Source organism: Streptomyces sp. NPDC058880, assembly GCF_042742535.1.
Taxonomy (GTDB): domain Bacteria; phylum Actinomycetota; class Actinomycetes; order Streptomycetales; family Streptomycetaceae; genus Streptomyces.
The window spans coordinates 24,787-46,884 of sequence record NZ_JBHYMC010000028.1; the positions used below are offsets into that span (position 1 = coordinate 24,787).

20 protein-coding genes and 2 tRNA genes are annotated in these 22,098 nt (G+C 72.9%); 14 read left to right on the forward strand and 8 right to left on the reverse strand.

The features are described from left to right. Window positions 1–7 precede the first annotated feature (7 nt). Entirely contained in the window at window positions 8–850 is an 843-nt protein-coding gene (locus ACFW2G_RS18025; protein ID WP_037926002.1) for a GNAT family N-acetyltransferase, read from the forward strand. A gap of 193 nt (window positions 851–1,043) precedes the next feature. Here the strand turns inward: ACFW2G_RS18025 and ACFW2G_RS18030 are convergent, their stop codons facing one another. After that, on the reverse strand, window positions 1,044–1,538 hold the full coding sequence (locus ACFW2G_RS18030; protein ID WP_037926005.1) for a DsbA family protein: 495 nt from the start codon (window positions 1,536–1,538) through the stop codon (window positions 1,044–1,046). Window positions 1,539–1,754: 216 nt separating this feature from the next. On the opposite strand from ACFW2G_RS18030, the gene ACFW2G_RS18035 reads away from it, so the two are divergent. Further along, window positions 1,755–2,198 (forward strand): hypothetical protein, encoded by a 444-nt coding sequence (locus ACFW2G_RS18035; protein WP_037926007.1) that lies wholly within the window; start codon window positions 1,755–1,757, stop codon window positions 2,196–2,198. 256 nt (window positions 2,199–2,454) lie between these two features. Here ACFW2G_RS18035 and ACFW2G_RS18040 read toward each other — a convergent pair whose 3' ends face one another. Together ACFW2G_RS18040 and ACFW2G_RS18045 are read right to left on the reverse strand one after the other, a co-directional pair. Further along, window positions 2,455–3,075, reverse strand: coding sequence for a CGNR zinc finger domain-containing protein (locus ACFW2G_RS18040; protein ID WP_384451751.1), 621 nt, complete (start codon window positions 3,073–3,075; stop codon window positions 2,455–2,457). Between the two features lie 197 nt (window positions 3,076–3,272). Beyond that, window positions 3,273–3,686, reverse strand: a complete 414-nt coding sequence (locus tag ACFW2G_RS18045) for an SsgA family sporulation/cell division regulator (RefSeq protein WP_030011909.1) — start codon at window positions 3,684–3,686, stop codon at window positions 3,273–3,275. Between the two features lie 176 nt (window positions 3,687–3,862). Here ACFW2G_RS18045 and ACFW2G_RS18050 point away from each other — a divergent pair, with 176 nt between their 5' ends. Both ACFW2G_RS18050 and ACFW2G_RS18055 read left to right on the forward strand, forming a co-directional pair. Further along, a complete protein-coding gene (locus ACFW2G_RS18050; RefSeq protein WP_384580470.1) occupies window positions 3,863–4,333 on the forward strand; it encodes a TIGR02611 family protein in 471 nt (156 codons plus the stop codon). A 46-nt stretch (window positions 4,334–4,379) separates the two neighbouring features. Beyond that, window positions 4,380–4,451 (forward strand) — tRNA-Val (locus tag ACFW2G_RS18055). 76 nt (window positions 4,452–4,527) lie between these two features. Here the strand turns inward: ACFW2G_RS18055 and ACFW2G_RS18060 are convergent. Beyond that, window positions 4,528–6,882 (reverse strand): SCO7613 C-terminal domain-containing membrane protein, encoded by a 2,355-nt coding sequence (locus ACFW2G_RS18060; RefSeq protein ID WP_384580468.1) that lies wholly within the window; start codon window positions 6,880–6,882, stop codon window positions 4,528–4,530. Window positions 6,883–7,021: 139 nt separating this feature from the next. Here ACFW2G_RS18060 and ACFW2G_RS18065 point away from each other — a divergent pair. Beyond that, window positions 7,022–7,093 (forward strand) — tRNA-Val (locus tag ACFW2G_RS18065). A gap of 62 nt (window positions 7,094–7,155) precedes the next feature. Here the strand turns inward: ACFW2G_RS18065 and ACFW2G_RS18070 are convergent. Continuing rightward, window positions 7,156–7,881: a 3'-5' exonuclease gene (locus ACFW2G_RS18070; protein WP_037926019.1), complete on the reverse strand. Its 726-nt coding sequence runs from the start codon at window positions 7,879–7,881 to the stop codon at window positions 7,156–7,158. A gap of 234 nt (window positions 7,882–8,115) precedes the next feature. Here ACFW2G_RS18070 and ACFW2G_RS18075 point away from each other — a divergent pair, with 234 nt between their 5' ends. Both ACFW2G_RS18075 and ACFW2G_RS18080 read left to right on the forward strand, forming a co-directional pair. After that, on the forward strand, window positions 8,116–8,730 hold the full coding sequence (locus tag ACFW2G_RS18075) for a DUF4365 domain-containing protein (RefSeq protein WP_037926023.1): 615 nt from the start codon (window positions 8,116–8,118) through the stop codon (window positions 8,728–8,730). Continuing rightward, complete coding sequence (locus ACFW2G_RS18080) at window positions 8,730–9,968, forward strand: hypothetical protein (protein WP_106967656.1); 1,239 nt, start codon at window positions 8,730–8,732, stop codon at window positions 9,966–9,968. The genes ACFW2G_RS18075 and ACFW2G_RS18080 overlap by 1 nt, the downstream gene beginning before the upstream one ends. On the opposite strand, the gene ACFW2G_RS18085 is transcribed toward ACFW2G_RS18080, so the two are convergent. Beyond that, the gene (locus tag ACFW2G_RS18085) at window positions 9,910–10,422 is read right to left on the reverse strand and encodes a GNAT family N-acetyltransferase (RefSeq protein ID WP_384451741.1); all 513 of its coding nucleotides are present in this window, start codon (window positions 10,420–10,422) and stop codon (window positions 9,910–9,912) included. The two genes, ACFW2G_RS18080 and ACFW2G_RS18085, sit on opposite strands and share 59 nt — an antisense overlap. A 239-nt stretch (window positions 10,423–10,661) precedes the next feature. Here ACFW2G_RS18085 and thrS point away from each other — a divergent pair, with 239 nt between their 5' ends. Next, complete coding sequence (thrS, locus tag ACFW2G_RS18090) at window positions 10,662–12,638, forward strand: threonine--tRNA ligase (protein WP_384451738.1); 1,977 nt, start codon at window positions 10,662–10,664, stop codon at window positions 12,636–12,638. A 72-nt stretch (window positions 12,639–12,710) separates the two neighbouring features. Continuing rightward, on the forward strand, window positions 12,711–13,271 hold the full coding sequence (locus ACFW2G_RS18095) for an HIT family protein (protein ID WP_384580466.1): 561 nt from the start codon (window positions 12,711–12,713) through the stop codon (window positions 13,269–13,271). A gap of 2 nt (window positions 13,272–13,273) precedes the next feature. Here ACFW2G_RS18095 and ACFW2G_RS18100 read toward each other — a convergent pair whose 3' ends face one another. Continuing rightward, on the reverse strand, window positions 13,274–14,938 hold the full coding sequence (locus ACFW2G_RS18100; protein ID WP_384580464.1) for a hypothetical protein: 1,665 nt from the start codon (window positions 14,936–14,938) through the stop codon (window positions 13,274–13,276). Window positions 14,939–15,078: 140 nt separating this feature from the next. Next, entirely contained in the window at window positions 15,079–17,283 is a 2,205-nt protein-coding gene (locus ACFW2G_RS18105; protein ID WP_384580462.1) for an elongation factor G-like protein EF-G2, read from the reverse strand. A 280-nt stretch (window positions 17,284–17,563) separates the two neighbouring features. On the opposite strand from ACFW2G_RS18105, the gene pgsA reads away from it, so the two are divergent. The 5 genes from pgsA to pdxS all read left to right on the forward strand — a co-directional run bounded on the left by pgsA (window position 17,564) and on the right by pdxS (window position 22,093). Next, entirely contained in the window at window positions 17,564–18,226 is a 663-nt protein-coding gene (gene pgsA, locus ACFW2G_RS18110; protein WP_384453505.1) for a phosphatidylinositol phosphate synthase, read from the forward strand. After that, the gene (locus tag ACFW2G_RS18115; protein ID WP_384580459.1) at window positions 18,226–19,131 is read left to right on the forward strand and encodes a phosphatidylinositol mannoside acyltransferase; all 906 of its coding nucleotides are present in this window, start codon (window positions 18,226–18,228) and stop codon (window positions 19,129–19,131) included. Before pgsA ends, ACFW2G_RS18115 begins: the two co-directional genes overlap by 1 nt. Next, entirely contained in the window at window positions 19,128–20,300 is a 1,173-nt protein-coding gene (locus ACFW2G_RS18120) for a glycosyltransferase family 4 protein (RefSeq protein ID WP_384453511.1), read from the forward strand. The genes ACFW2G_RS18115 and ACFW2G_RS18120 overlap by 4 nt, the downstream gene beginning before the upstream one ends. 215 nt (window positions 20,301–20,515) lie before the next feature. Continuing rightward, window positions 20,516–21,058 carry a hypothetical protein gene (locus ACFW2G_RS18125; RefSeq protein ID WP_384580457.1) on the forward strand — a complete coding sequence of 181 codons (543 nt, stop codon included), beginning with the start codon at window positions 20,516–20,518 and terminating at the stop codon, window positions 21,056–21,058. 117 nt (window positions 21,059–21,175) lie between these two features. Beyond that, window positions 21,176–22,093 (forward strand): pyridoxal 5'-phosphate synthase lyase subunit PdxS, encoded by a 918-nt coding sequence (gene pdxS / locus ACFW2G_RS18130; protein ID WP_037926047.1) that lies wholly within the window; start codon window positions 21,176–21,178, stop codon window positions 22,091–22,093. The last annotated feature ends 5 nt before the right edge of the window (window positions 22,094–22,098 follow it).

Here is a 22,098-nt window from a genome sequence, read left to right on the forward strand (position 1 = left end):
CGAAGTGATGACCACCACCCTGCGGCCCGCGCAGCCGCTTCAGCGAAACAGCGACGGCACCCGACGGCGGGCCTACGAGGTCCGGGTCAACAGCCGTCGGGTCGGCACGCTCGAACTGGCCACCCGATCCGCCGCCCAGCCCACCGTCGGCGTGATCCGGGGGCTGTGGATCGACGAGGGCGACCGGCGGCGCGGCCGCGGCACGGTGGCCGCGCTCGCCGCCGAGGAGGTACTGCGCTCCTGGCGCTGCACTTCGATCGCGGTGTCGGTGCCCGCTGACGCCGGGCCGGCGCTGCGGATGGCCGCGGCCCTCGGCTATCGGGAGACCGGCCGCGTCATGGCCAAGGAACTGCCGCAGCAGCCGCCGGACCTTCCGCCGGGGGCCGTCGGCCGTCCGATGAATCGGGCGGAGTTCGACGCCTGGCTCGAGCCGGGCATCGTCGAGTACGGCCGCAGGCTCACCGCCCCGGGCATGACCGAGGAGCAGGGCGTGGCCGCCTCCCGCGCCGAACACGCCAGGATGCTGCCCGACGGCTCCGACACCCCGGGGACGGCTTTCCTCCTGCTGGAGACCCCGGCGGGGGAGCCGCTGGGCACCGTGTGGGTGGGGGAGTGCGAACTACCGGGCCTGGGCACCGTCCCGTACGTGTACGACGTCAAGGTCGCGCCGGAACACCGCGGGCAGGGCCACGGGCGGACCCTCATGCTGCTCGCCGAGCGGACCGTGCTGGCCGCCGGGGACAGCCGGCTGGGCCTCCATGTGGTCGAGGGCAACACCCCGGCCCGGCGGCTCTACGCGTCGCTCGGGTACCGGGACATCGCGGTGAACGCCTCCAAGGCGCTGATCTAGGGTGCGTGGCGTGACGTGGCGAAGGGAACGCCCTCCGCCCGAAGCCAGCCGGGCCTCGCCACGACGTTCCGGTGCCCCGCCGGGCAACCGTCGCCCCGGAGGGATGTCGGGGGCACGTCCCGGTAGACCCGCCCGGCGCTCCTTCGGCCGCCCCTGATCCGTTCCGTCGGACAGGGATCCCGGCGCACTCCACCTAGGCCGCGAGGACGCGGTCGGCGATCTCCTCGATGCGGGCGCGCAGGCCCTCCTGGCTCTTGCCGCCGTCGAGGCGCTCGCCGTCGATCACGTACGTCGGGGTGCCGGTCACCCCGATCGCCTTGCCCTCGGCCTGGTCGGCGTCGACGATCAGGATGTGCCGGCCGTCGATCAGGGCGGTGTCGAACTCCTCGACGTCGAGGCCCAGGCCGCGGGCCACGTCCAGCAGCACCGGCTCGCCCCGCTCGGCCAGCTCCGCGGTGCGGGCGAGCAGGGCCTCGGCGTAGGGCCAGCCCTGCCCCTGCTCTGCGGCCTCCTCGGCCGCCTGCGCGGCGGCGAACGCGTGCTTGTGCTTCTCCAGGGGGAAGTGGCGCAGCCTGATGTCCAGCCGGTCGCCGTAGCGGGCGCGCAGGGCGCGGACGTCGTCAAGGGCGCGGTGGCAGTCCGGGCACTGCAGTTCGCACCAGACGTCGAGGATCACGGAATCGGTCATGCGGACAGTCTCCCAGCCCCCGCCCGCCCCACGTACCCGGACCTGCACCGGGAGCTGCGCCGGGCCCCGGACCGGCACCTGGGGAGGAGAACCGACCCCGAGATCCCCCGGAGATCCTCATGGGGGAGTCCGCGTGCCTGGCCCCCGCACCGACGGGCGGTGCACGATGGACGGACAGGGATAGACCGCCCTGCCGCCGAGAGTCCGGAGGACCGCATGCTTGCCGAGACCATTTGCTCCGCGGTGTCCGCAGCGGGCCTGGGCATCGCCGCGGTGACCGCCTACCGCAGGCGGTTCCTGGCCGCCGCGCGGATCGCCGCGTACGCGTTGGTGCCGGTCGGCCTGGTGATGACGGGTGTCGTGGAATGGCTGACCGGCATCGTCTTCAACCCGACCGTCTGGATCGGCTTCGGGCTGCTGGGGCTGGCCTGGCTGATCCTCTTCACCACCCGCGCCGTCGAGCGGCGCGGCCTGGACGGCTCCGGGAAGCCCGCCCGGAAGAAGGCCAAGGCGGGCGCGTCCCCGGAGGCCGTCGCCCCGGCCGCCTCCAAGCCCTCCTTGAGCGCCGGCGGCCCCACCTCCCGCCGCGACCAGCCGGCCGCCGCCCCCGCGGACGACTTCTCCGACATCGAGGCCATCCTGAAGAAGCACGGCATCTGACCACCCCGTCCGCGGGGGGAAGCACGTCGGGCGGGTGAGCGGGGCGAGATCGCGACACGTCCACAAGATCGAGCGAACTACCCCGTCCGCATTGGCGTGTTGAGGCGTGCCGTGCGGCCCGCTGGGTCATCATCGGCGCGACATGATCGAGACATCGCAAAGTGATTCCGCGGTGCCCGTCGGGGTGCCCGACCCTGTGGCGGACGAGCCCCGAGGCTGCCTGTTCGCACTCTCCCAGCCGCCGCTGATGATCTTCCTAGCGGTGATCGGGATCCTGCTGCTGCTCGCCGCCGTGCACGATCTCTTCCTGCTCTGACAGCACCGCGTCCGCCTCCTTGCGGCGGGCCCGGTAGGCGGCCACGTGCAGTCGGTTCCCGCAGGTCCGGCTGTCGCAGTAGCGCCGCGAGCGGTTCCGTGAGAGGTCCACGAAGGCGCGCCGGCAGTCGGGGGCCTCGCAGCGGCGCAGCCGCTCCTGCTCGCCGGAGACCACGATGAAGGCGAGTGCCATGCCGCCGTCGGCCGCCAGGTGGTCGCCCACCGACGCGCCCGGGGCGAAGTAGTGCACGTGCCAGTCGTAGCCGTCGTGGTCGGTCAGCTGCGGGGTGGTGCCCGCGGTCGCCACGAGCTCGTTGATCAGCACGGACGCGGCGCGCGCGGTCGGCGCCGCGAAGACCTGGGCGAACTTCGAGCGCACGGTCCGGACACCGGCCAGGTCGCGGGCGCCGAGCTCGCCGACGTCACTGATCGCGTACTCCTGGACGAAGCCGCGCAGCGCACCGACGTCCGAGAGCCCGTCGGGCTGGTCCGGTTCGGCCGCGGTGTTCACCAGCGCGACGACGACGTCGAGCGCGCGACGGGTGTCGTGTGGGATCTGCACGGGTGTCTCCCTGGGGGCCGGCCTGCGGCGACGGACGCGCCGCCGATGCCGCCCGACAATAGCCGGTCCCCGCACAGCGCACAGGCGCCGTCCTCGCGGGTGGCTTCCGCGGGAACAGCGCCGGCGCACGCGTATGTGGTTGTCCGCTCCGCACCGTCGCCCCGAGTCGGACGGTGCCGAGCGGCCGTGAGACTGGCTCAGCTTTCGGCCAGGATGTGGGAGAGCTCCTTGTCGAGGTCGAAGTGCCGGTGCTCGGTCCCGGGCGGAACCGCGGCGTCCGTCCGCTTGAGGAACGACTCCAGGGCTCGTGCGGGTGCTTCGAGAAGTGCTTCTCCCTCCGGTGAGCTCAGGGCGATGCAGACGACGCCCTGACCGTGACTGCGGGAGGGCCAGACGCGGACGTCGCCGGTACCGGTGGGTCGGTGGAGACCCTCTGCGAGGAGGTCGCGGGCGAATACCCATTCGACCGTCTCCTCGGCGCCGGTGTGGAAGGTGGCGTGCACGGCGTAGGGGTCGGCCGTGTCATACCGCAGGCCCGCGGGAACAGGCAGTGAGGACTCGCTCGACACAACGAGGCGCAGGTGCAGCTCGCAGCTGACCGTGGTGTTCATAAGCGCCAGGGCCTTTCGCTCAGTGTGCGCTCGGGGATTCGCACGTCGGCGAAATCGACATGCCACCTACGGTGTCGTTGTAAACCCCTCTGACCGTTTTGCGGACCTCTGGGTCCCTCGGACGGCGGATCCAAACCGCCGTTCCTGTGTGCTTCGCGCTCGGGTAGATTCGACCCATGAATACGGGGAGTGACCGCGGAACGAATGAGTCCGCCGCCGGCGACACCGCAACCGGAACCAACGCGCCCGCCGCCGCGCAGACCGCGGAGGAAACGCCGCACGTGTCGAAGGCGCCCGCCTTCATCAAAGCCAGCAAGAGCCTGCACCTCAGCTGGCAGGTCGGCGTCTTCGTCGTCGGCCTCGCGGTGATCGTCGCCGGCATCGCCATGCTCGTCCTGCCGGGCCCCGGCTGGGTCGCGATCTTTGCCGGGCTGGCGATCTGGGCCACCGAGTTCGCCTGGGCCCATCTCGTGCTGCGCTGGACCAAGCGCAAGGTCACCGAGGCGGCGCAGAAGGCGCTCGACCCGAAGGTGCGCCGCCGCAACCTCATCCTGACCACCTCGGGCCTGGTCATCGCGGGTGCCCTGATCGGCTTCTACCTGTGGAAGTACGGGCTCGTGCTGCCCTGGCACCTCAAGGATCAGTGATGGTCAAAGAGCACCGCTGACATGGGGTAATGTTTGCGGTGCGTCCGGGCGATTAGCTCAGTGGGAGAGCACTTCGTTCACACCGAAGGGGTCACTGGTTCGAACCCAGTATCGCCCACCCGGACCGGAGGCCCCGGAGACATTCACCGTCTCCGGGGCCTCCGTCATTCCCGCCGGGCGCGGCCCCCGCCCGCCTACCGCAGCCGGCCGACCGCGGCCCGGAGCCTGCGCGCGTCCCGCAGCCGCTTCTCGTACGTCGCCCCCACCGCCAGCAGCAGCACGCCCGCCAGGGCCGGCGGCACCCAGCGCGGCAGCGCCCCCGCGACCTGCACCACGTACGGGGCCAGCTCGTGCACCGCCACCGCAGCCAGCACCGCGCCGCCCAGCAGGAGCGGAGCCTGGAGCCTGCGGTGCGCGCCCGTCAGGGTCACCGCCAGCGCGGCGGCCCCCAGCACCAGCGGCCGCACCCAGCCCGTGTCACCCCAGGCCGCCGACAGGCTGGGCACCAGCGTCGCCGCCAGCCCCGGCCCGTAGGCCGTCCAGGACGAGGCCTCCGGGTCCCGGCGGCGCCGCAGCAGCCCCACAGCGAGCGCGGGGACCGTGACCGGCAGCGTGTACGCCTCCGGCGCCGTCACCCCGGCCTGCACCAGCCGCACCCACGTCGCCGCCGCGAACAGCGCCCCCGCCGCCCAGCCCAGGATCCGCCGCTCCGGCCGCACCGCGGCCCCCGCGCAGACCACCCCGGCCAGCGCCAGGGCCAGGGCCAGGCTTCCGGGCCGCCCCGCCGACAGGGCCAGCGCCAGGGCACCCGACACGGCCGCCGCGATCTCGGCCGGCAGCCGGACCTCTCCCAGCCGCGGCCCGAGCGCCGCCACGAGCGCCGGGACCGCGAGCACCGGCAGTGCCCACCAGACCACCGCCAGATCCGTCACCGCGGCCCCGGCCACCGCCAGCCCCGTCGCGTAACCCACCGCGCACACCGCCGCCCCCGAGCGGAGCCACCGCGCGGCGGGCCCGTACGCCGCTGCCACCGCACAGCCCGCGCCCAGCAGCCCCCAGACCGAGAAGGTCGCCGCGCGGCCGTCCAGCGCACCCAGGGACACGCTCCCGGCCCCCGCCAGCGCGCACACGGCCGCCGCGATCCCGGCCCCCCGCGCCGGGGGGCGCAGGGCGAGGACCCCCGCCGCGCCCGTCACCGCGAGCTGCGCGGCGAACACCACCGCCACCGGCAGACCCAGCAGCACCGGCGCCGTGAACAGAGCCGCCCAGGCCAGGACCACGGCCACCGCCGCGGGTTCCGGCCGCGGGGTCACTCGCGACAGCCACCAGGCCGCCCCTGCCGTCATCAGCAGCGCGACCGCGGCCGCCACCCCCGGGGCGAACGGGCCCGTCGTCGGGGTCGTCGCCGCCCACACCTGCTCCAGCACCCGCAGCCGGGCCACCGGCACCGGCAGCACGGCCGCGCCGGCCGCCAGCGCGCCCAGCGCGCCCACCACCACACCGGCCAGGGCCCACCCGCGCCGTACCGCCTGCGGCAGCGCGGAGACCCGCATCGCCGCCAGCAGCGGCAGCCCCACCAGCAGGTGCGCCACCCCCGTCCAGCCCGCTGCGAGTTCCGGCCGGGCCAGGCCGCCCGCGGCCACCACCGCGGCCAAGGCGCCCGCCGCTGCGGCGGCCCCTGCGCGCGGCTCCCGCCAGGCCGCCGCCGTACCCAAAGCCGCGCCCGCCAGCAGCAGCGCCGCCGGGGCGAGGGCCTGTGCCGCCGAGCCGGCCGACCACGACTGGGCCGCGCCGGTCAGCAGGGCCGCGGCGCCCAGCACCGCCGCCGGGACTGCCGCCGGGACTGCCGCCGTGCGGACCCGCAGGGCCAGCGCCGCGTCCAGCCCGGCGGTCGCCAGCAGCGCCCAGCCGAGCCCCAGCGGGCCCGCGTCCCCGGCGATCGCCGCCAGCGTCAGCGGCAGCTGCGCCGCGAGCACCGCCGCCGGCAGCGGCAGCCGCAGCGTGCGCAGCACCGACCCGTACCCGGTCCACACCGCCGCCAGCACCGCGGCCGCGCCGGCCGCGTACCCGGTGCCGTCGGTGTCCGGCAGGACGACGGCGTACAGCGCGTAGGCGTCCAGAACGGTCAGCAGCAGCCCCACGGCGGCCACCGACTCCGCCGTCGAGCGCAGCCCCCGGCGCAGCAACGCCACGGGCGCGGCCAGGGCCGCCGCCGTCACCGCGGCCAGTACTGCGGAGCGTCCGGCGATCCCCATCGAGCCCCAGCTGACCAGCGTGAACGCCAGCGCTGCCACGGCCAGCAGCACCGCGCCCAGGGTGAGCAGGACGTTCTGCGCGCTGGGGGCCGAGGCCTGCTTCGCGGGGCCGGCGGACCAAGCGGGCGGGCCGGACACGCCGGGTTCCCGGTGGGCCGCCGCCGCGCCCGGCTGCCGGAGCAGGCGCAGCAGCCAGTCCCGGCGGGCCAGCAAGTACACGCGTCGGGCATCGAGTTGGGCCAGCTCGCGGTCGATGAGCGCCAGCTCTTCGGCCGGCGGCAGAGGGGAGTCCATAGGGGGAGTGTGGCGCCCGTCACCCGGTCAGGACATGGGCGGGGATACTCAAGTGCGCACTGAGTACTCCCGGGCGGACCCCGGTCGGGGAAGCGGTTTGAACCAGCCCCGAGGCTTCTGTATTGTTCAGTGCGTTCCCGGGCGATTAGCTCAGCGGGAGAGCACTTCGTTCACACCGAAGGGGTCACTGGTTCGATCCCAGTATCGCCCACCGGGTCAGGCCGGTCCGTCCATGACGGACCGGCCTTCCGCATGTCCGGGACTCCCGTCCGGCTAGGCGGCTGCCGACAGGTCCGGCCGCAGCGGCCAGTGCGGGTCCACCGCCTCCGGGGTCCCCTGCCGTGCGAACCACGCCTGGAGCCCGCGCGCCTGCGCCGCGTGCCACACGGCCTGGAGCGTGTGCAGCTCTGCCGGTGTCAGCCGCTCCAGCCGCGAGGCGAACCGGCGGCCCACCGCCCGCACGAGCTCCAGCGACGCCATCGCGTCCGCCGCCGCGTCGTGCGCGCCCTCCAGCTCGATCCCGTAGTGCGCGCACAGGTCCGTCAGGGTCCGGCGGCCCTTGCGGTACCGGTCCAGGTGCTTGTCCAGCACCCGCGGGTCCAGCACCGTCAGCGGCCGGTTGTCCAGGTAGCGCGACAGCGAGGACGCCCGGTGCCGGCGCAACTCCCGGTCCAGCAGCGTCAGGTCGAACGGCGCGTTCATCACCACCACCGGCCGGCCCGCGACCTGCTGTTCCCCGAGCGAACGGGCTATCTCCTCCACCACCGGCGCCGGCCAGCGCCCGTGGAGCTGCAGGTGCTCGTCGGTGAGGCCGTGCACTTCCGTCGCGCCCGGGGGCACCGGAACGCCGGGATTGACCAGCCAGCGCGTCGTGCGGACCCGGCCGCCCGCGCACTCCTGCACGATGAGCGCGGCGGACACGATCCGGTCCTGCTCCACGTCCACCCCGGTGGTCTCCGTGTCGAATGCGGCCAGCGGGCCCTCGTACCAGCGTGTCATGGCGAACTCCTCGTCCCCGGTCGGCAGTTGGGGTGCAGCCGGGCGCCGCCGCCTCGGAACGTGCCGCCCCTGCCCGAATCGGTGATACCCGGGCTGTTTGTTCCGTACGCCGTTTGCGGCGACCCGGGTGCGGAGACAACAACCCTGGGGGGCCGTGCACATGACCGGTCGTCACCCACCCATCCAGCCATCCATCCACCGACGGCACAGCCCGGAAGGCATGGGGAGCCGGCCATGGCGCTCGCGCAGCCCGAACCGGGCGGGGTGCTGGCGGGGCAGATCGATCCGCGGACCGGTCCGGGTGCGGACGCACCGGGCGGGACGCGGGCGGTACCGCTGCGCGGCACACTCGCCACCACCGCCTGCATGGAGACCCTCCAGGTGGGATACCTGCACGCCGTCGCCGCCGCGGCGGGCTGCTCGCTGTCCCAGCCCTTCCCCGACAACGGTGTCGACTGGCACGTCAGCCACGGCGCCCCCGAGCACGTCGTCGACGACGAGGTCACCGTCAAGGTGCAGTTGAAGGCGACCTACCAGGTACCGCCCAGGCCGCCCGGGCCCACGTTCGCCTTCACCCTCGACAACGAGCACCTGGTGAAGCTGGCCCGCACCCCGGTCGCCGTCCACAAGATCCTCGTCGTGATGCTCGTCCCGCGGGAGCGCGACCAGTGGCTCGCCGCCGGACACGACCGGCTCGACCTGCGGCACTGCTGCTACTGGACCAATCTCGCCGGACACCCCGTGACCGGCCGGCGCCGGACCACCGTGCGGATCCCGACCACGCGGATCTTCGACGACCGGGCGCTCTGCGAGATCATGACCCGGGTCGGGTCGGGAGGGACACCCTGATGCACCGGTACCCGTCGAACCTCGAACCGCTGCTGCCCCCGGACCACGGCCGCCCCGGGCCGCCCTTCCCGGACTTCCCGCACTCCGCCGCGCCCGATCCCGCGCAGGTCGACCCCGCCGTGCTCGGTGCGCTCCTGCACCGGCACGGCTGGCTGCGCCGGGGCGGGGCCGCCGGCCGGTACGGGCGCTGGACACCGCCCGGACCCGCCGGCACCAGCGTGCTCGTCCCCGAGAACCGGGCCTTCCCCGACTGCGCCGACCTGCTGGAGGAGGCCCTGACCGCGCTCACGCGCAGCACGGTCCCGTCCGCGCGAGAGGTGCTCTACGGGCTGAGCGTGCCCAGCGACGAGATCCGCTGGGAGCGGGAGGTCCCGCAGGGGGCCAACGGGCTGGAGGGCGAGGCGGCCTGGACCGTGCAGGAACAGCTGCGCCAGGCCGCCCGGCAACTGCTGCTGGCGGGGGCGCTCGCGGCGCGGGCGCGGGCCGGCTACTACGGTGCCCGCCACCGGGCCCAGGCCGAACGGGCCCTGGAGCCCGTCCTAGTGGGGCCGTATCCGGGCGGGCGGCGGCTGAGCGCGTACGTCCCGGTGGACGGCGGCCGGGGCACCGTGACGCGGCTGCACCACGCGCTGCACGCGGCCCGCGAGGCCGTGGACTACCGGCGGGCCACCGGAGGCATGGAGGCCTTCGACGCCGCCGTGGCCGCCGGGGTCAGCCGGGAGCTCGCCGAGGCGTTGATCTCACTGGTGCGGGGCTCGGAAGGGGCCCGTGTCGCACTGGCCTGGGCGCCCGCGGCGGGCGTGCCGGCAGGCTGCGCCGCCCGGCCAGAGCCGGTGGAGTTCTCCCCGGGAGACCTGCCCGTCCTGCGGGAGGCCGCGGCGCGCTACACGCGCGACGAGCCGGCCGTGCAGGTGCGCGTCGCGGGGGCGGTGGTCCGGATGCGGCGCTCGGCGCCGGGTGGCGGGGGAACGGTTCGGCTGCGGGTCCTGGCCGGGGCGGAGGTCCCGTACGTTCGGGCGGCGCTCGACGAGGAGGCCTACCGGGTGGCGGGCCACGCGCACCTGGTGGGCCTGCCGATCCGGATCAGCGGACGGCTCCAGCGCCGGGGCGGCTTCCGCCGGCTCACCGACGCGTCGGACGTGAGCCCCGTACCGCTGGACGAGGTCGAGCGGGACCGCCTCATGAAGTCCCTGGACGAGCCCTTCGACCCGGCGGACGTCCTGCCGTCGGACGACTGAAGGAGGCCATCACGAGCCCCGGGGCGGGGGAGAAGTCGGCACCGCGGGTGAAGCCGAGCGCCTCGTAGAGGCGGACGGCCGGGGTGTTGGCGGCGCCCGTGGCGACCCGGACGGTGCGGCCGGGGAAGACCTCGGCCAGGGCGTGGCGCAGCAGCAGCGAGGCGACACCCCGGCGGAAGAAGGCCGGGTCCACGCACAGCCGGTCGATGCCGACGCCGCCGTCGGACTCCTCCTCCCAGGCGAGGAAGCCGGCCGGCTCCCCGTCCTCGGAGACGACGCCGAACCAGTTCAGCGGCCGCGCGCGCATCTGCGCGAGGCTCTCGCCGAGCGCCGGGATGCCCTCGAAACCGATCAGCCCGGCCTCGACCGCGTACGCGGCCCGGCCGATCCGGTGCACGGCGGCCGCGGTGGCGTCGTCACCCAGGTCGAGTGGGCGGGGCTGCGGGCTCGGCACGGGATTCCCTCCGGGGGTCGGGGCGGGCTCCCACGCTACCGGTGGCCTCCGGCGACGTCCCGGAATTTCCGCCGCGCGGGGCTGGTGCCCGGCCGGGGGCGCCGCGCCTGCCACCGGGCGGCGTGAGCAGGAGGTCCGGGCCGGGCCCGGACGGAACCGTTTAGCGGCGCGGGCACTCGGCTCGGTACGATTCAGGCGCGCGGCGTTCGCTCGCGCATCCCCTGAGTCAGGAGAGACCGGTGTCAGACGTCCGTGTGATCATCCAACGCGATTCCGAGCGGGACGAGCGCGTGGTGGCCACGGGCACTACGGCGGCGGAGCTCTTCGCCGGCGAGCGCACCATCGTCGCCGCCCGGGTCGCGGGCGAGCTCAAGGACCTCGCGTACCAGGTGCAGGACGGCGAGACCGTCGAGCCGGTGGAGATCTCCTCCGAGGACGGCCTGAACATCCTGCGCCACTCGACCGCGCACGTCATGGCGCAGGCCGTGCAGGAGCTGTTCCCCGAGGCCAAGCTCGGCATCGGCCCGCCGGTCCGGGACGGCTTCTACTACGACTTCGACGTGGCCCGGCCCTTCACTCCGGAGGACCTCAAGGCCGTCGAGAAGAAGATGCAGGAGATCCAGAAGCGCGGCCAGCGCTTCTCCCGCCGCGTCGTCACCGACGAGGCGGCCCGCGAGGAGCTCGCGGACGAGCCGTACAAGCTGGAACTCATCGGCATCAAGGGCTCCGCGTCCACCGACGACGGCGCGAACGTCGAGGTGGGCGGCGGTGAGCTGACCATCTACGACAACCTGGACGCCAAGACCGGCGAGCTGTGCTGGAAGGACCTGTGCCGCGGTCCCCACCTGCCCACCACCCGCAACATCCCGGCGTTCAAGCTCATGCGCAACGCGGCCGCCTACTGGCGCGGCAGCGAGAAGAACCCGATGCTCCAGCGCATCTACGGCACCGCGTGGCCGTCGAAGGAGGAGCTGAAGGCCCACCTCGACTTCCTCGCCGAGGCCGAGAAGCGCGACCACCGCAAGCTCGGCAACGAGCTGGACCTCTTCTCCATCCCGGACGAGATCGGCTCCGGCCTCGCCGTCTTCCACCCGCGCGGCGGCATCATCCGCCGGGTCATGGAGGACTACTCGCGCCGCCGGCACGAGGAGGAGGGCTACGAGTTCGTCTACTCGCCGCACGCCACCAAGGGCGCGCTCTTCGAGAAGAGCGGGCACCTGGACTGGTACGCGGAGGGCATGTACCCCCCCATGCAGCTCGATGGTGGTACCGACTACTACCTCAAGCCCATGAACTGCCCGATGCACAACCTGATCTTCGACGCGCGCGGCCGCTCCTACCGCGAACTGCCGCTGCGCCTGTTCGAGTTCGGCACCGTGTACCGGTACGAGAAGTCCGGCGTGGTGCACGGCCTGACGCGTGCCCGCGGCTTCACCCAGGACGACGCGCACATCTACTGCACCCGTGAGCAGATGGCCGAGGAGCTCGACCGCACCCTCACCTTCGTGCTGAACCTGCTGCGCGACTACGGTCTGACCGACTTCTACCTGGAGCTCTCCACTAAGGACCCGGAGAAGTTCGTCGGCTCGGACGAGGTCTGGGAGGAGGCCACCGCGGTCCTCCAGCAGGTCGCCGAGAAGCAGGGCCTCCCGCTGACCCCCGACCCGGGCGGCGCGGCCTTCTACGGGCCGAAGATCTCGGTGCAGGCGCGCGATGCCATCGGCCGTACCTGGCAGATGTCGACCGTCCAGCTCGACTTCAACCTGCCGGAGCGCTTCAACCTGGAGTACACCGCCCCGGACGGCTCGCGCCAGCGGCCGGTCATGATCCACCGGGCGCTGTTCGGCTCGATCGAGCGGTTCTTCGCGGTGCTGCTGGAGCACTACGCGGGTGCCATGCCGCCGTGGCTGGCGCCGGTCCAGGCCGTCGGCATCCCGATCGGCGACGGGCACGTCGGCTACCTCCAGGAGTTCGCCGCCGAGGCGAAGAAGCAGGGCCTGCGGGTCGAGGTGGACGCCTCCTCCGACCGGATGCAGAAGAAGATTCGCAACCACCAGAAGCTCAAGGTCCCGTTCATGATCATCGTCGGTGACGAGGACATGGCCGCGGGCACCGTCTCCTTCCGCTACCGCGACGGTTCGCAGGAGAACGGCATCCCGAAGGACCAGGCCCTCGCCAAGCTGGCGAAGGTCGTCGCAGACCGCGTCCAGGTCTGATCCCTGACGAGGAAGGCCCCCGGAAAGTGATCACTTTCCGGGGGCCTTCCTCGTCCGCGCGGGCGAGGTCATATGCTGCTTGCCATGACGACTGAGCCGGAGCAGCAGATCGGGGTCGGCACGCAGGACGCGTTCCAGCGACTGTGGACGCCCCACCGGATGGCCTACATCCAGGGGGAGAACAAGCCGACCGGCCCCGAGGCCGGGGACGGCTGTCCCTTCTGCGGGATTCCGGAGATGACGGACCAGGACGGCCTGGTCGTGGCCCGGGGCGAGCATGTCTACGCCGTGCTGAACCTCTACCCCTACAACGGCGGCCACCTGATGGTCGTGCCGTACCGGCACGTCGCCGACTACACCGAGCTCGACGCCCCCGAGACGGCCGAACTGGCCGACCTCACCAAGCGGGCGATGGTGGCGCTCCGCAAGGCCTCGGGTGCGCACGGTTTCAACATCGGCATGAACCAGGGCGCGGCGGCCGGCGCCGGTATCGCCGCCCACCTCCACCAGCACATCGTGCCCCGCTGGGGCGGGGACACGAACTTCATGCCGGTGGTCGGCCACACCAAGGTGCTGCCGCAACTCCTCGCGGACACACGCCAGATGCTCGCCGACGCCTGGCCCGTGGGCTGACCCTAGGCGTCGTAGACGTCCGCCTTGCGCGGCGCCGGCTCCTGGATCAGACCGCTCATGATCGAGGAGCGGTTGGCGAAGCGCTCGGTGTCCACGCCGTTCTCCTCCAGGACCTTGAAGGTCGCCGCGTGGATCGACCGCAGCACCGGGGCCACCGTGCGCAGCGCGTCGTCGGCCATGAAGCGATGGCGCCACATCGAGCTCGCCCAGACGTGGCGCAGGCCGAAGGGTTCGGGCAGGACCAGCTTGCCGCCGAAGAAGTCGAGGAGCGGCGGGTACCAGGTCAGCGGTGCCCGCACGGCGAGCCGCACCACCTCCTGGGTGTCCACCAGCGGCAGCGGCTTCTCCACGGTCTCCCAGAAGCGGATGCTCTTGGGCACCTCCACCACCGGGGCCTTGGACTTGGTGGTGAACAGGCCGTGCACCGGACCCAGGGCGTGCGCGGTGACGTCCACGCGCAGGGTCTTGTACAGCACGGTGACGGTGACCAGCATGTTGATGATCAGCTGGCCGTCCCACAGCGGGTACTGGATGCCCAGGTAGTGCCGGTTCCCCGAGTTGAACTGCTGCTCGTTGCAGATGCGGGTGACCTCGTGCGGCTTGACGAGGAAGGCGTCGACGTTCTCGCCGGTGGGGCGGGCCACCTCGGCGGCGCCCTCGCCGACCGGGGTGACGATCCAGTGCTGGATCGCGGCGGGCGGGAAGCCGCCGGTGTGCAGCGGGCCGCGCTCCAGCTTGCGCAGCTGGGCGTCGATCGCGCGGATGACGTCCCAGGCGCGGAAGGGGTGGATCTCCTTGCTCTCGTCCGTCGGGGCGAGCTCCTCGGCCATCTGCCAGTTGCCCCAGCGGGTGCCCATGCCGAGGATGCCCTTGGGGCCGGCGTAGAAGACCTGGTTGCTGCGGTCCTCCGCGGTGAGCTTGGCGAGCTGGTGGCGCAGGTCCTCGCGGGCCTTCTCATCAGGGTTGCCGGGCACCGCCTGTGGGATCTTGGCGGCGACCCCGCCCCCGGACAGCAGCCCGTCCCAGCGCTCGCGCAGGTCGCGGGCGGTGGACTCGCAGGTGCGGCGGGCGAGCAGCCAGCCCAGTGCGGGGGCGATGACCATGCCGCGGGCGTACAGGCCGAGGAAGCCGGTGAGCGGCAGCCTGAACATCAGCACGGCCACCACGACGGCGATGCCGACCAGGAGCGTGGTGCCCAGCCAGGAGTGCTTGCCCTGCCGCGAGGCCAGCGAGGTGCGGAGCTGGAAGAGCCCCAGCCACAGCAGCAGCCCCGGCAGGAACAGCACGCCGCAGACCAGCATGATCAGCCGGAGCCTGCGGTCGCGCTCCTTGCGGATGCGGGATGCCGCCAGGCAGTGCTCCACGACCGTCTGCGGGTCGGCACCGAAGGACTGGATGAGCGGCTTGCGGCCGGACCCCAGGGTGCGGGCCTCGACGGCCCGGCAGAAGGCCTCGCCGAGGCTGGGCTCGAAGAGGGACAGCTTCGGGGGCTTCACCGTCGCCGGGTGGTTCTCGCTGTTGGCCCCGAGTATCGCGTCGAGCCTGGTGTCCTGCCCCCCGTCCCGGTACGCGGCCGAGGCGAGGGCGTTGGTCGCCGCCGTCTGCCCCCCGCCGTTCTGCAGTGGAATCTGTGCGCCGGGCCTGAAGTCGAATCCGTCGTCCGCCACCGCTGCCCCCCTCGCTGTGCGTTCATGCTCTTTTGGTGCGCCGACGAGCCTATCGGCGGATCCCGCCCCATGGTCATGGGACAGGGAAATGCCGCCCGCCGCAAGCGGGTTGGGTGGGCGGCACTCCGTTGCTCCCCCGACTACGTTCCCTTCCCGGCCTGTTCGCGCACCTTCTCCGCGATCTGTGGCGGCATGGGTTCGTGCCGGGCGTAGGCGCGGGCGAAGCGGCCGGTGCCGTGCGAGACGGAGCGCAGTTCGACGGCGTACCGGCCGATCTCTATCTCCGGGATCTCGGCGCGGACCCGGGTACGGCCGGAACCGGCCTGGTCGGTGCCGACGACACGGCCCCGGCGGCCCGCGAGATCGCTCATGACGGGTCCGACGTACTCGTCGGGGATCAGGACGTCGAGCTCGGCGACCGGTTCGAGCAGGTCGATCCGGGCCTCCGCCGCGGCCTCACGCAGGGCGAGTGCGCCGGCGGTCTGGAAGGCGGCGTCCGAGGAGTCCACCGAGTGCGCCTTGCCGTCGAGGAGGGTGATCCGCACGTCGACCAGCGGGTATCCGGCCGCGACCCCGCGGGCGGCCTGGCTGCGCACGCCCTTCTCTACGGACGGGATGAACTGGCGGGGTACCGCCCCGCCGACGACCTTGTCGACGAACTCGATGCCGCTGCCGGGCGGGAGCGGCTCGACCTCGATCTCGCAGATCGCGAACTGGCCGTGGCCGCCCGACTGTTTGACGTGCCGGCCGCGACCGGCCGCCTTCCCGCCGAAGGTCTCGCGCAGGCTCACCCGGTGCGGGACGGGATCGACCTGGACGCCGTAGCGGGTGCGCAGCCGCTCCAGGGCCACGTCCTGGTGGGCCTCGCCGAGGCTCCACAGGACGACCTGGTGGGTGTGCGGGTTCTGTTCCAGCCGCATGGTGGGGTCCTCGGCGACGAGCCGGGCCAGTCCCTGCGAGAGCTTGTCCTCGTCGGCCTTGCTGTGGGCCTCGATGGCGAGGGGAAGCAGCGGGTCGGGCATGGTCCAGGGGGCCATCAGGAGCGGATCGTCCTTGGCGGAGAGGGTATCGCCGGTCTCCGCGCGACTGAGCCTGGCCACGCAGGCCAGGTCTCCGGCGATGCACCTGCCGAGGGCGCGCTGCTGTTTGCCGAAGGGGGCGGTGAGGGTTCCGATCCGTTCGTCGGCCTCGTGGAGCGCAGGGTCCTCCTGGTTCCGGTCGGCCGGGCCGTGCCCGCTGACGTGGACGGTCTCCTCGGGGGTCAGGGTGCCGGAGAAGACGCGTACGAGGGAGACGCGGCCGACGTAGGGGTCGGAGGAGGTCTTGACGACCTCGGCGACCAACGGCCCGTCGGGGTCGCAGACGGCGTCGGGGCGGGCGGAGCCGTCGGGGCGGGTGACCGTGACGGCGGGGCGCTCCAGCGGGGTCGGGAAGCCGCCCGTGATCAGTTCGAGGAGTTCCACCGTGCCGAGCCCCTGACGGGCGCCGTCGGCCGCCGGAGCGGCCATCAGGACGGGGTGGAAGGTGCCGCGCGCGACGGCCCGCTCCAGGTCGTCGACGAGCGTCTTGAGGTCGATGTCCTCGCCGCCGAGGTAGCGGTCCATGAGGGTCTCGTCCTCGCTCTCGGCGATGATCGCCTCGATCAGGCGTGCGCGGGCCTCGGTGATGAGCTCCCGCTCGTCCGGGTCCGGGGCACGCTCCACCCGCTCGCCGGAGGCGTACTCGTACACGCGCTGCGAGAGCAGGCCGAGCAGTCCGGTGACCGGCGCGTGCCCGTCCGGGCCGGCGGGGCCGTGCAGGGGGAGGTAGAGGGGGATGACCGCGTCCGGGTCGTCCGCACCGAAGATCTCGCCGCACACGGTGGTCATCTGCGTGTAGTCCGAGCGCGCGGCCTCCAGGTGGGTCACGACGATGGCGCGGGGCATGCCGACGGCCTCGCACTCGTCCCAGACCATGCGGGTGGCGCCGTCGATCCCGTCCGAGGCCGAAACCACGAAAAGGGCCGCGTCCGCGGCGCGCAGACCGGCCCTGAGCTCCCCGACGAAGTCGGCGTATCCGGGGGTGTCCAAGATGTTGATCTTGATTCCGTCCCATTCGACGGGGACGAGGGAGAGCTGGATGGACCGCTGGCGCCGGTGTTCCATCTCGTCGTAGTCGGAGACGGTGGCGCCGTCCTCGACCCGACCGGCCCGGTTGACCGCTCCTGCGGTCAGGGCGAGGGCCTCGACCAGCGTGGTTTTGCCGGATCCGCTGTGGCCGACCAGCACGACGTTCCGTAGGGAAGAGGGACGGTCGGCCGTCAGTGCCCTGCCGGCGGCTCCGGCTTGGTGTGATGTGGCTCCCATGGTGCTCGTGCCTCCCGGTGGTGACGGTGAGGAGGGTGGGTTCCTTGTCCCCGCGCATGAGGAATGCGCGGTTCTACGAGCTTTGCACTGCTGTCACACCGCGTCCATACGTCGTACCGGAGACGTACGCAGGGGGCGCCCGCGGCGGTCCGCGGCGTGACGAGCGCCTTACCGGGCGAGAACCGGTGGGTGCGCGGCGCTCCGGCGGCGGCGTGCTGGCTACGATGGGCCAGCCGGTGGCCGTGGTGGCCGTGCGGCCCAGCGACCCTCCGGGAAGGCCATGCTGAACAAGTACGCGCGTGCATTCTTCACGCGTGTTCTCACGCCATTCGCCGCATTTCTGCTCCGGCGGGGGGTGAGCCCGGACGCGGTCACCCTGATCGGCACGGCCGGAGTGGTGGCGGGCGCGCTGGTCTTCTTCCCCCGCGGGGAGTTCTTCTGGGGCACCATCACCATCACCCTCTTCGTCTTCTCCGACCTCGTCGACGGGAACATGGCCCGCCAGGCCGGGATCTCCAGCCGCTGGGGCGCCTTCCTCGACTCCACCCTCGACCGGGTGGCCGACGCGGCGATCTTCGGCGGCCTCGCCCTCTGGTACGCCGGCAACGGTGACGACAACGCGCTGTGCGCGGTGGCGATCTTCTGCCTGGCCAGCGGCCAGGTGGTGTCGTACACCAAGGCGCGCGGCGAGTCGATCGGGCTGCCCGTGGCCGTCAACGGACTCATCGAGCGCGCCGAACGCCTGGTCATCTCGCTGGTCGCGGCCGGGCTGTCGGGTCTGCAGGCCTTCGGGGTGCCGTCCTGGATCGGGATCCTCCTGCCGATCGCCCTGTGGGTGGTTGCCGTCGGCTCGCTCGTCACGCTGGTCCAGCGCGTGGTCACCGTGCGCCGCGAGTCCGCCGAGGCCGACGCCGCGGCCGCCCCCGAAGGGGGTACCGCCTGATGGGCGCGGCACAGGACAAGCTGGTCGACGGGCTCTACGGGCTCGGCTGGGCCGGAGTCAAGAAGCTGCCCGAGCCGGCCGCCGTGGCGCTGGGCCGGCGGATCGCGGACTTCGCGTGGAAGCGCCGCGGCACGAGCGTGCTGCGGCTGGAGTCCAACCTGGCCCGGGTGGTGCCCGACGCCGGGCCGGAGCGGCTGCGCGAGCTCTCCAAGGCCGGCATGCGTTCGTACATGCGGTACTGGATGGAATCCTTCCGGCTGCCCACGATGGACCCGAAGCGGTTCAGCACGGACGTGGAGTTCAAGGACGAGCACATCCTGCGCGAGGCCCTCGCCTCCGGGCGCGGGGTCGTCGTCGCCCTGCCGCACCTCGCCAACTGGGACCTCGCCGGCGCCTGGGCCATCGGCCACCTCGGGGTGCCGTTCACCACCGTCGCCGAACGGCTCAAACCCGAGACCCTCTACGACCGCTTCGTCGCCTACCGCGAGAGCCTGGGCATGGAGGTCCTGCCGCACAGCGGCGGCGCCGCCTTCGGCATCCTGGCGCGGCGGTTGCGCTCGGGCGGCCTGGTCTGCCTGGTCGCGGACCGCGACCTGTCGGCCTCCGGGGTCGAGGTGGACTTCTTCGGTGCGACGGCCCGCATGCCGGCCGGGCCGGCGCTGCTGGCCCAGCAGACCGGCGCGGTGCTGATCCCGGCCACCCTGCACTACGGCGACACGCCGAAGATGTACGGCCGGATCCACCCCGAGGTGGAGGTCCCGAAGACCGGGACCCGGGCGGAGAAGACCACCATGATGACGCAAGCGGTGGCGGACGCCTTCGCGTGGGGCATCGCCGAGCACCCGGAGGACTGGCACATGCTCCAGCGCCTCTGGCTGGACGACCTGGAGGAGCGCACGCCGTGAAGATCGGCATCGTGTGCCCGTACTCGTGGGACGTGCCGGGCGGAGTCCAGTTCCACATCCGGGACCTGGCCGAGCACCTGATCGGCCTCGGCCACGAGGTCTCGGTGCTGGCCCCGGCCGACGACGAAACCCCGCTCCCGCCCTACGTGGTCTCGGCGGGCCGCGCCGTGCCCGTGCCGTACAACGGATCCGTGGCCCGGCTGAACTTCGGCTTCCTCTCCGCCGCCCGGGTCCGGCGCTGGCTGCACGACGGCACCTTCGACGTCATCCACATCCACGAGCCGGCCTCGCCGTCGCTGGGACTGCTGTCCTGCTGGGCCGCCCAGGGACCGATCGTGGCCACCTTCCACACCTCCAACCCGCGCTCCCGGGCGATGATCGCCGCCTACCCGATCCTGCAGCCTGCGCTGGAGAAGATCAGCGCGCGGATCGCGGTGAGCGAGTACGCGCGTCGCACCCTCGTGGAGCACCTGGGCGGGGACGCCGTGGTGATCCCCAACGGCGTCGACGTGGACTTCTTCGCGAAGGCCGAGCCGAAGGCGGAATGGAGCGGCCGGACACTCGGCTTCATCGGCCGCATCGACGAGCCGCGCAAGGGCCTGCCGGTGCTGATGGCGGCCTTCCCGAAGATCGTGGAGGCCTGCCCGGACGTGCGGCTGCTGGTCGCGGGCCGCGGTGACGAGGAGGAGGCGGTGGCCTCGCTGCCGCCGGGCCTGCGCTCGCGCGTCGAGTTCCTCGGGATGGTCTCGGACGAGGACAAGGCCAGGCTGCTGCGCAGCGTCGACGTGTACGTCGCCCCGAACACCGGCGGCGAGAGCTTCGGGATCATCCTGGTCGAGGCCCTGTCGGCGGGCGCCGCGGTGCTGGCGTCCGACCTGGACGCCTTCGCGCAGGTCCTGGACCAGGGCGGGGCCGGCGACCTCTTCGCCAACGAGAACGCGGACGCCCTGGCGGCGGGAGCCATCGCCCTCCTGCGGGACCCGGAGCGCCGGGCGCGGCTCAGCGCCAGCGGCTCGGCGCACGTCCGCCGCTTCGACTGGTCGACGGTCGGGGCGGACATCCTGGCGGTCTACGAGACGGTGACGGACGGCGCGGCCGCGGTGGGCGCCGACGAGCACGTCCCGCTCCGCACCCGCCTCGGCTTCTCCCGGGACGCTCAGGAGTCCTGACCGGCGGCACCGGCCCGGCCGGGGGCCGGCACCGGCCGTCGGGCCCGCCCCGAGCGCGGCCGGGGCGCCCGCCGCGAGGACGCCCGCGGGTCCGCGGGTGACCTGGCGTTCCCCGTCCCCCTCGGGTTGCGCGGACCGCGCAGGCGGCGCGCCCGGATCGGGCCCGGTCGGCCCGGTGGGAGCCGGGGGCGTGCGGAGCGGTAGGGTCGCGCAGCGTGATCGAAACCCTTGTCTGGATCGCCCTGGCCCTCGCTGTCATCGGCGTCTACCTCAGCTGGACCGCCGGGCGGCTGGACCGGCTGCACTCGCGCATGGACGCCTCGCGGGCCGCGCTCGACGCGCAGCTCGTCCGGCGTGCCTCCGTGGTGCTTGAGGTGGCCACCGCCGGGGCGCTCGACCCGGCCTCCTCGCTGGTGCTGTACGAGGCCGCGCACGCCGCCCGGCAGGCCGAGGAGGACCACCGGGAGGTCGCCGAGAGCGAGCTCAGCCAGGCGCTGCGGGCGGTATTCGCCGACACCGACCAGGTCGAGGTGCTGAAGGCGGCTCCCGGCGGGGCGCAGGCGACCGAGGAGCTGGCGGCGGCCGTCCGCCGGGTGCCGATGGCCCGCAGGTTCCACAACGACGCCGTACGGGCCGCCCGCGCGCTGCGCCGCCACCGCAAGGTCCGCTGGTTCAGACTGGCCGGACACGCGCCGTTCCCGCTGGCCTTCGAGATGGATGACGAGCCCCCGGCGGACCTGGCGGACCGGCCCGCTTAGAGCCACGAGGGACAAATGAAAGAGCCACTGGCTCCACATTGGCCCTTGTAGTGGACTGATCCGCTGGGGTTTCCTCGGCCGAGTAGTACCCGTCTTCCTTTCGAGTGAGGTCAATCCGTGAGCACGCTTCCCACCTCCCCCCAGTCCGCCGAGTCGGCGATCGGCACCTCGCGCGTCAAGCGCGGCATGGCCGAGCAGCTGAAGGGCGGCGTGATCATGGACGTGGTCAACGCCGAGCAGGCGAAGATCGCCGAGGACGCCGGCGCCGTGGCCGTCATGGCTCTGGAGCGGGTCCCCGCCGACATCCGCAAGGACGGCGGCGTCGCGCGCATGTCCGACCCCAACATGATCGAGGAGATCATCGGGGCCGTGTCCATCCCCGTGATGGCCAAGTCCCGCATCGGCCACTTCGTCGAGGCCCAGGTCCTGCAGTCGCTCGGTGTCGACTACATCGACGAGTCCGAGGTCCTGACCCCGGCCGACGAGGTCAACCACTCCGACAAGTGGGCCTTCACCACCCCCTTCGTCTGCGGCGCCACCAACCTCGGCGAGGCCCTGCGCCGCATCGCCGAGGGTGCGGCCATGATCCGCTCGAAGGGCGAGGCCGGCACCGGCAACGTCGTCGAGGCCGTCCGCCACCTGCGCCAGATCAAGAACGAGATCGCCAAGCTGCGCGGCTTCGACAACAACGAGCTGTACGCCGCCGCCAAGGAGCTGCGCGCCCCGTACGAGCTCGTCAAGGAGGTCGCCGAGCTCGGCAAGCTCCCCGTCGTGCTGTTCTCCGCCGGTGGTGTCGCCACCCCGGCCGACGCCGCCCTGATGCGCCAGCTCGGCGCCGAGGGCGTCTTCGTCGGCTCCGGCATCTTCAAGTCCGGCGACCCGGCCAAGCGCGCCGCCGCCATCGTGAAGGCCACCACCTTCTTCGACGACCCGAAGGTCATCGCGGACGCCTCCCGCAACCTGGGCGAGGCCATGGTCGGCATCAACTGCGACACCCTCCCCGAGGCCGAGCGCTACGCCAACCGCGGCTGGTAGTCCCG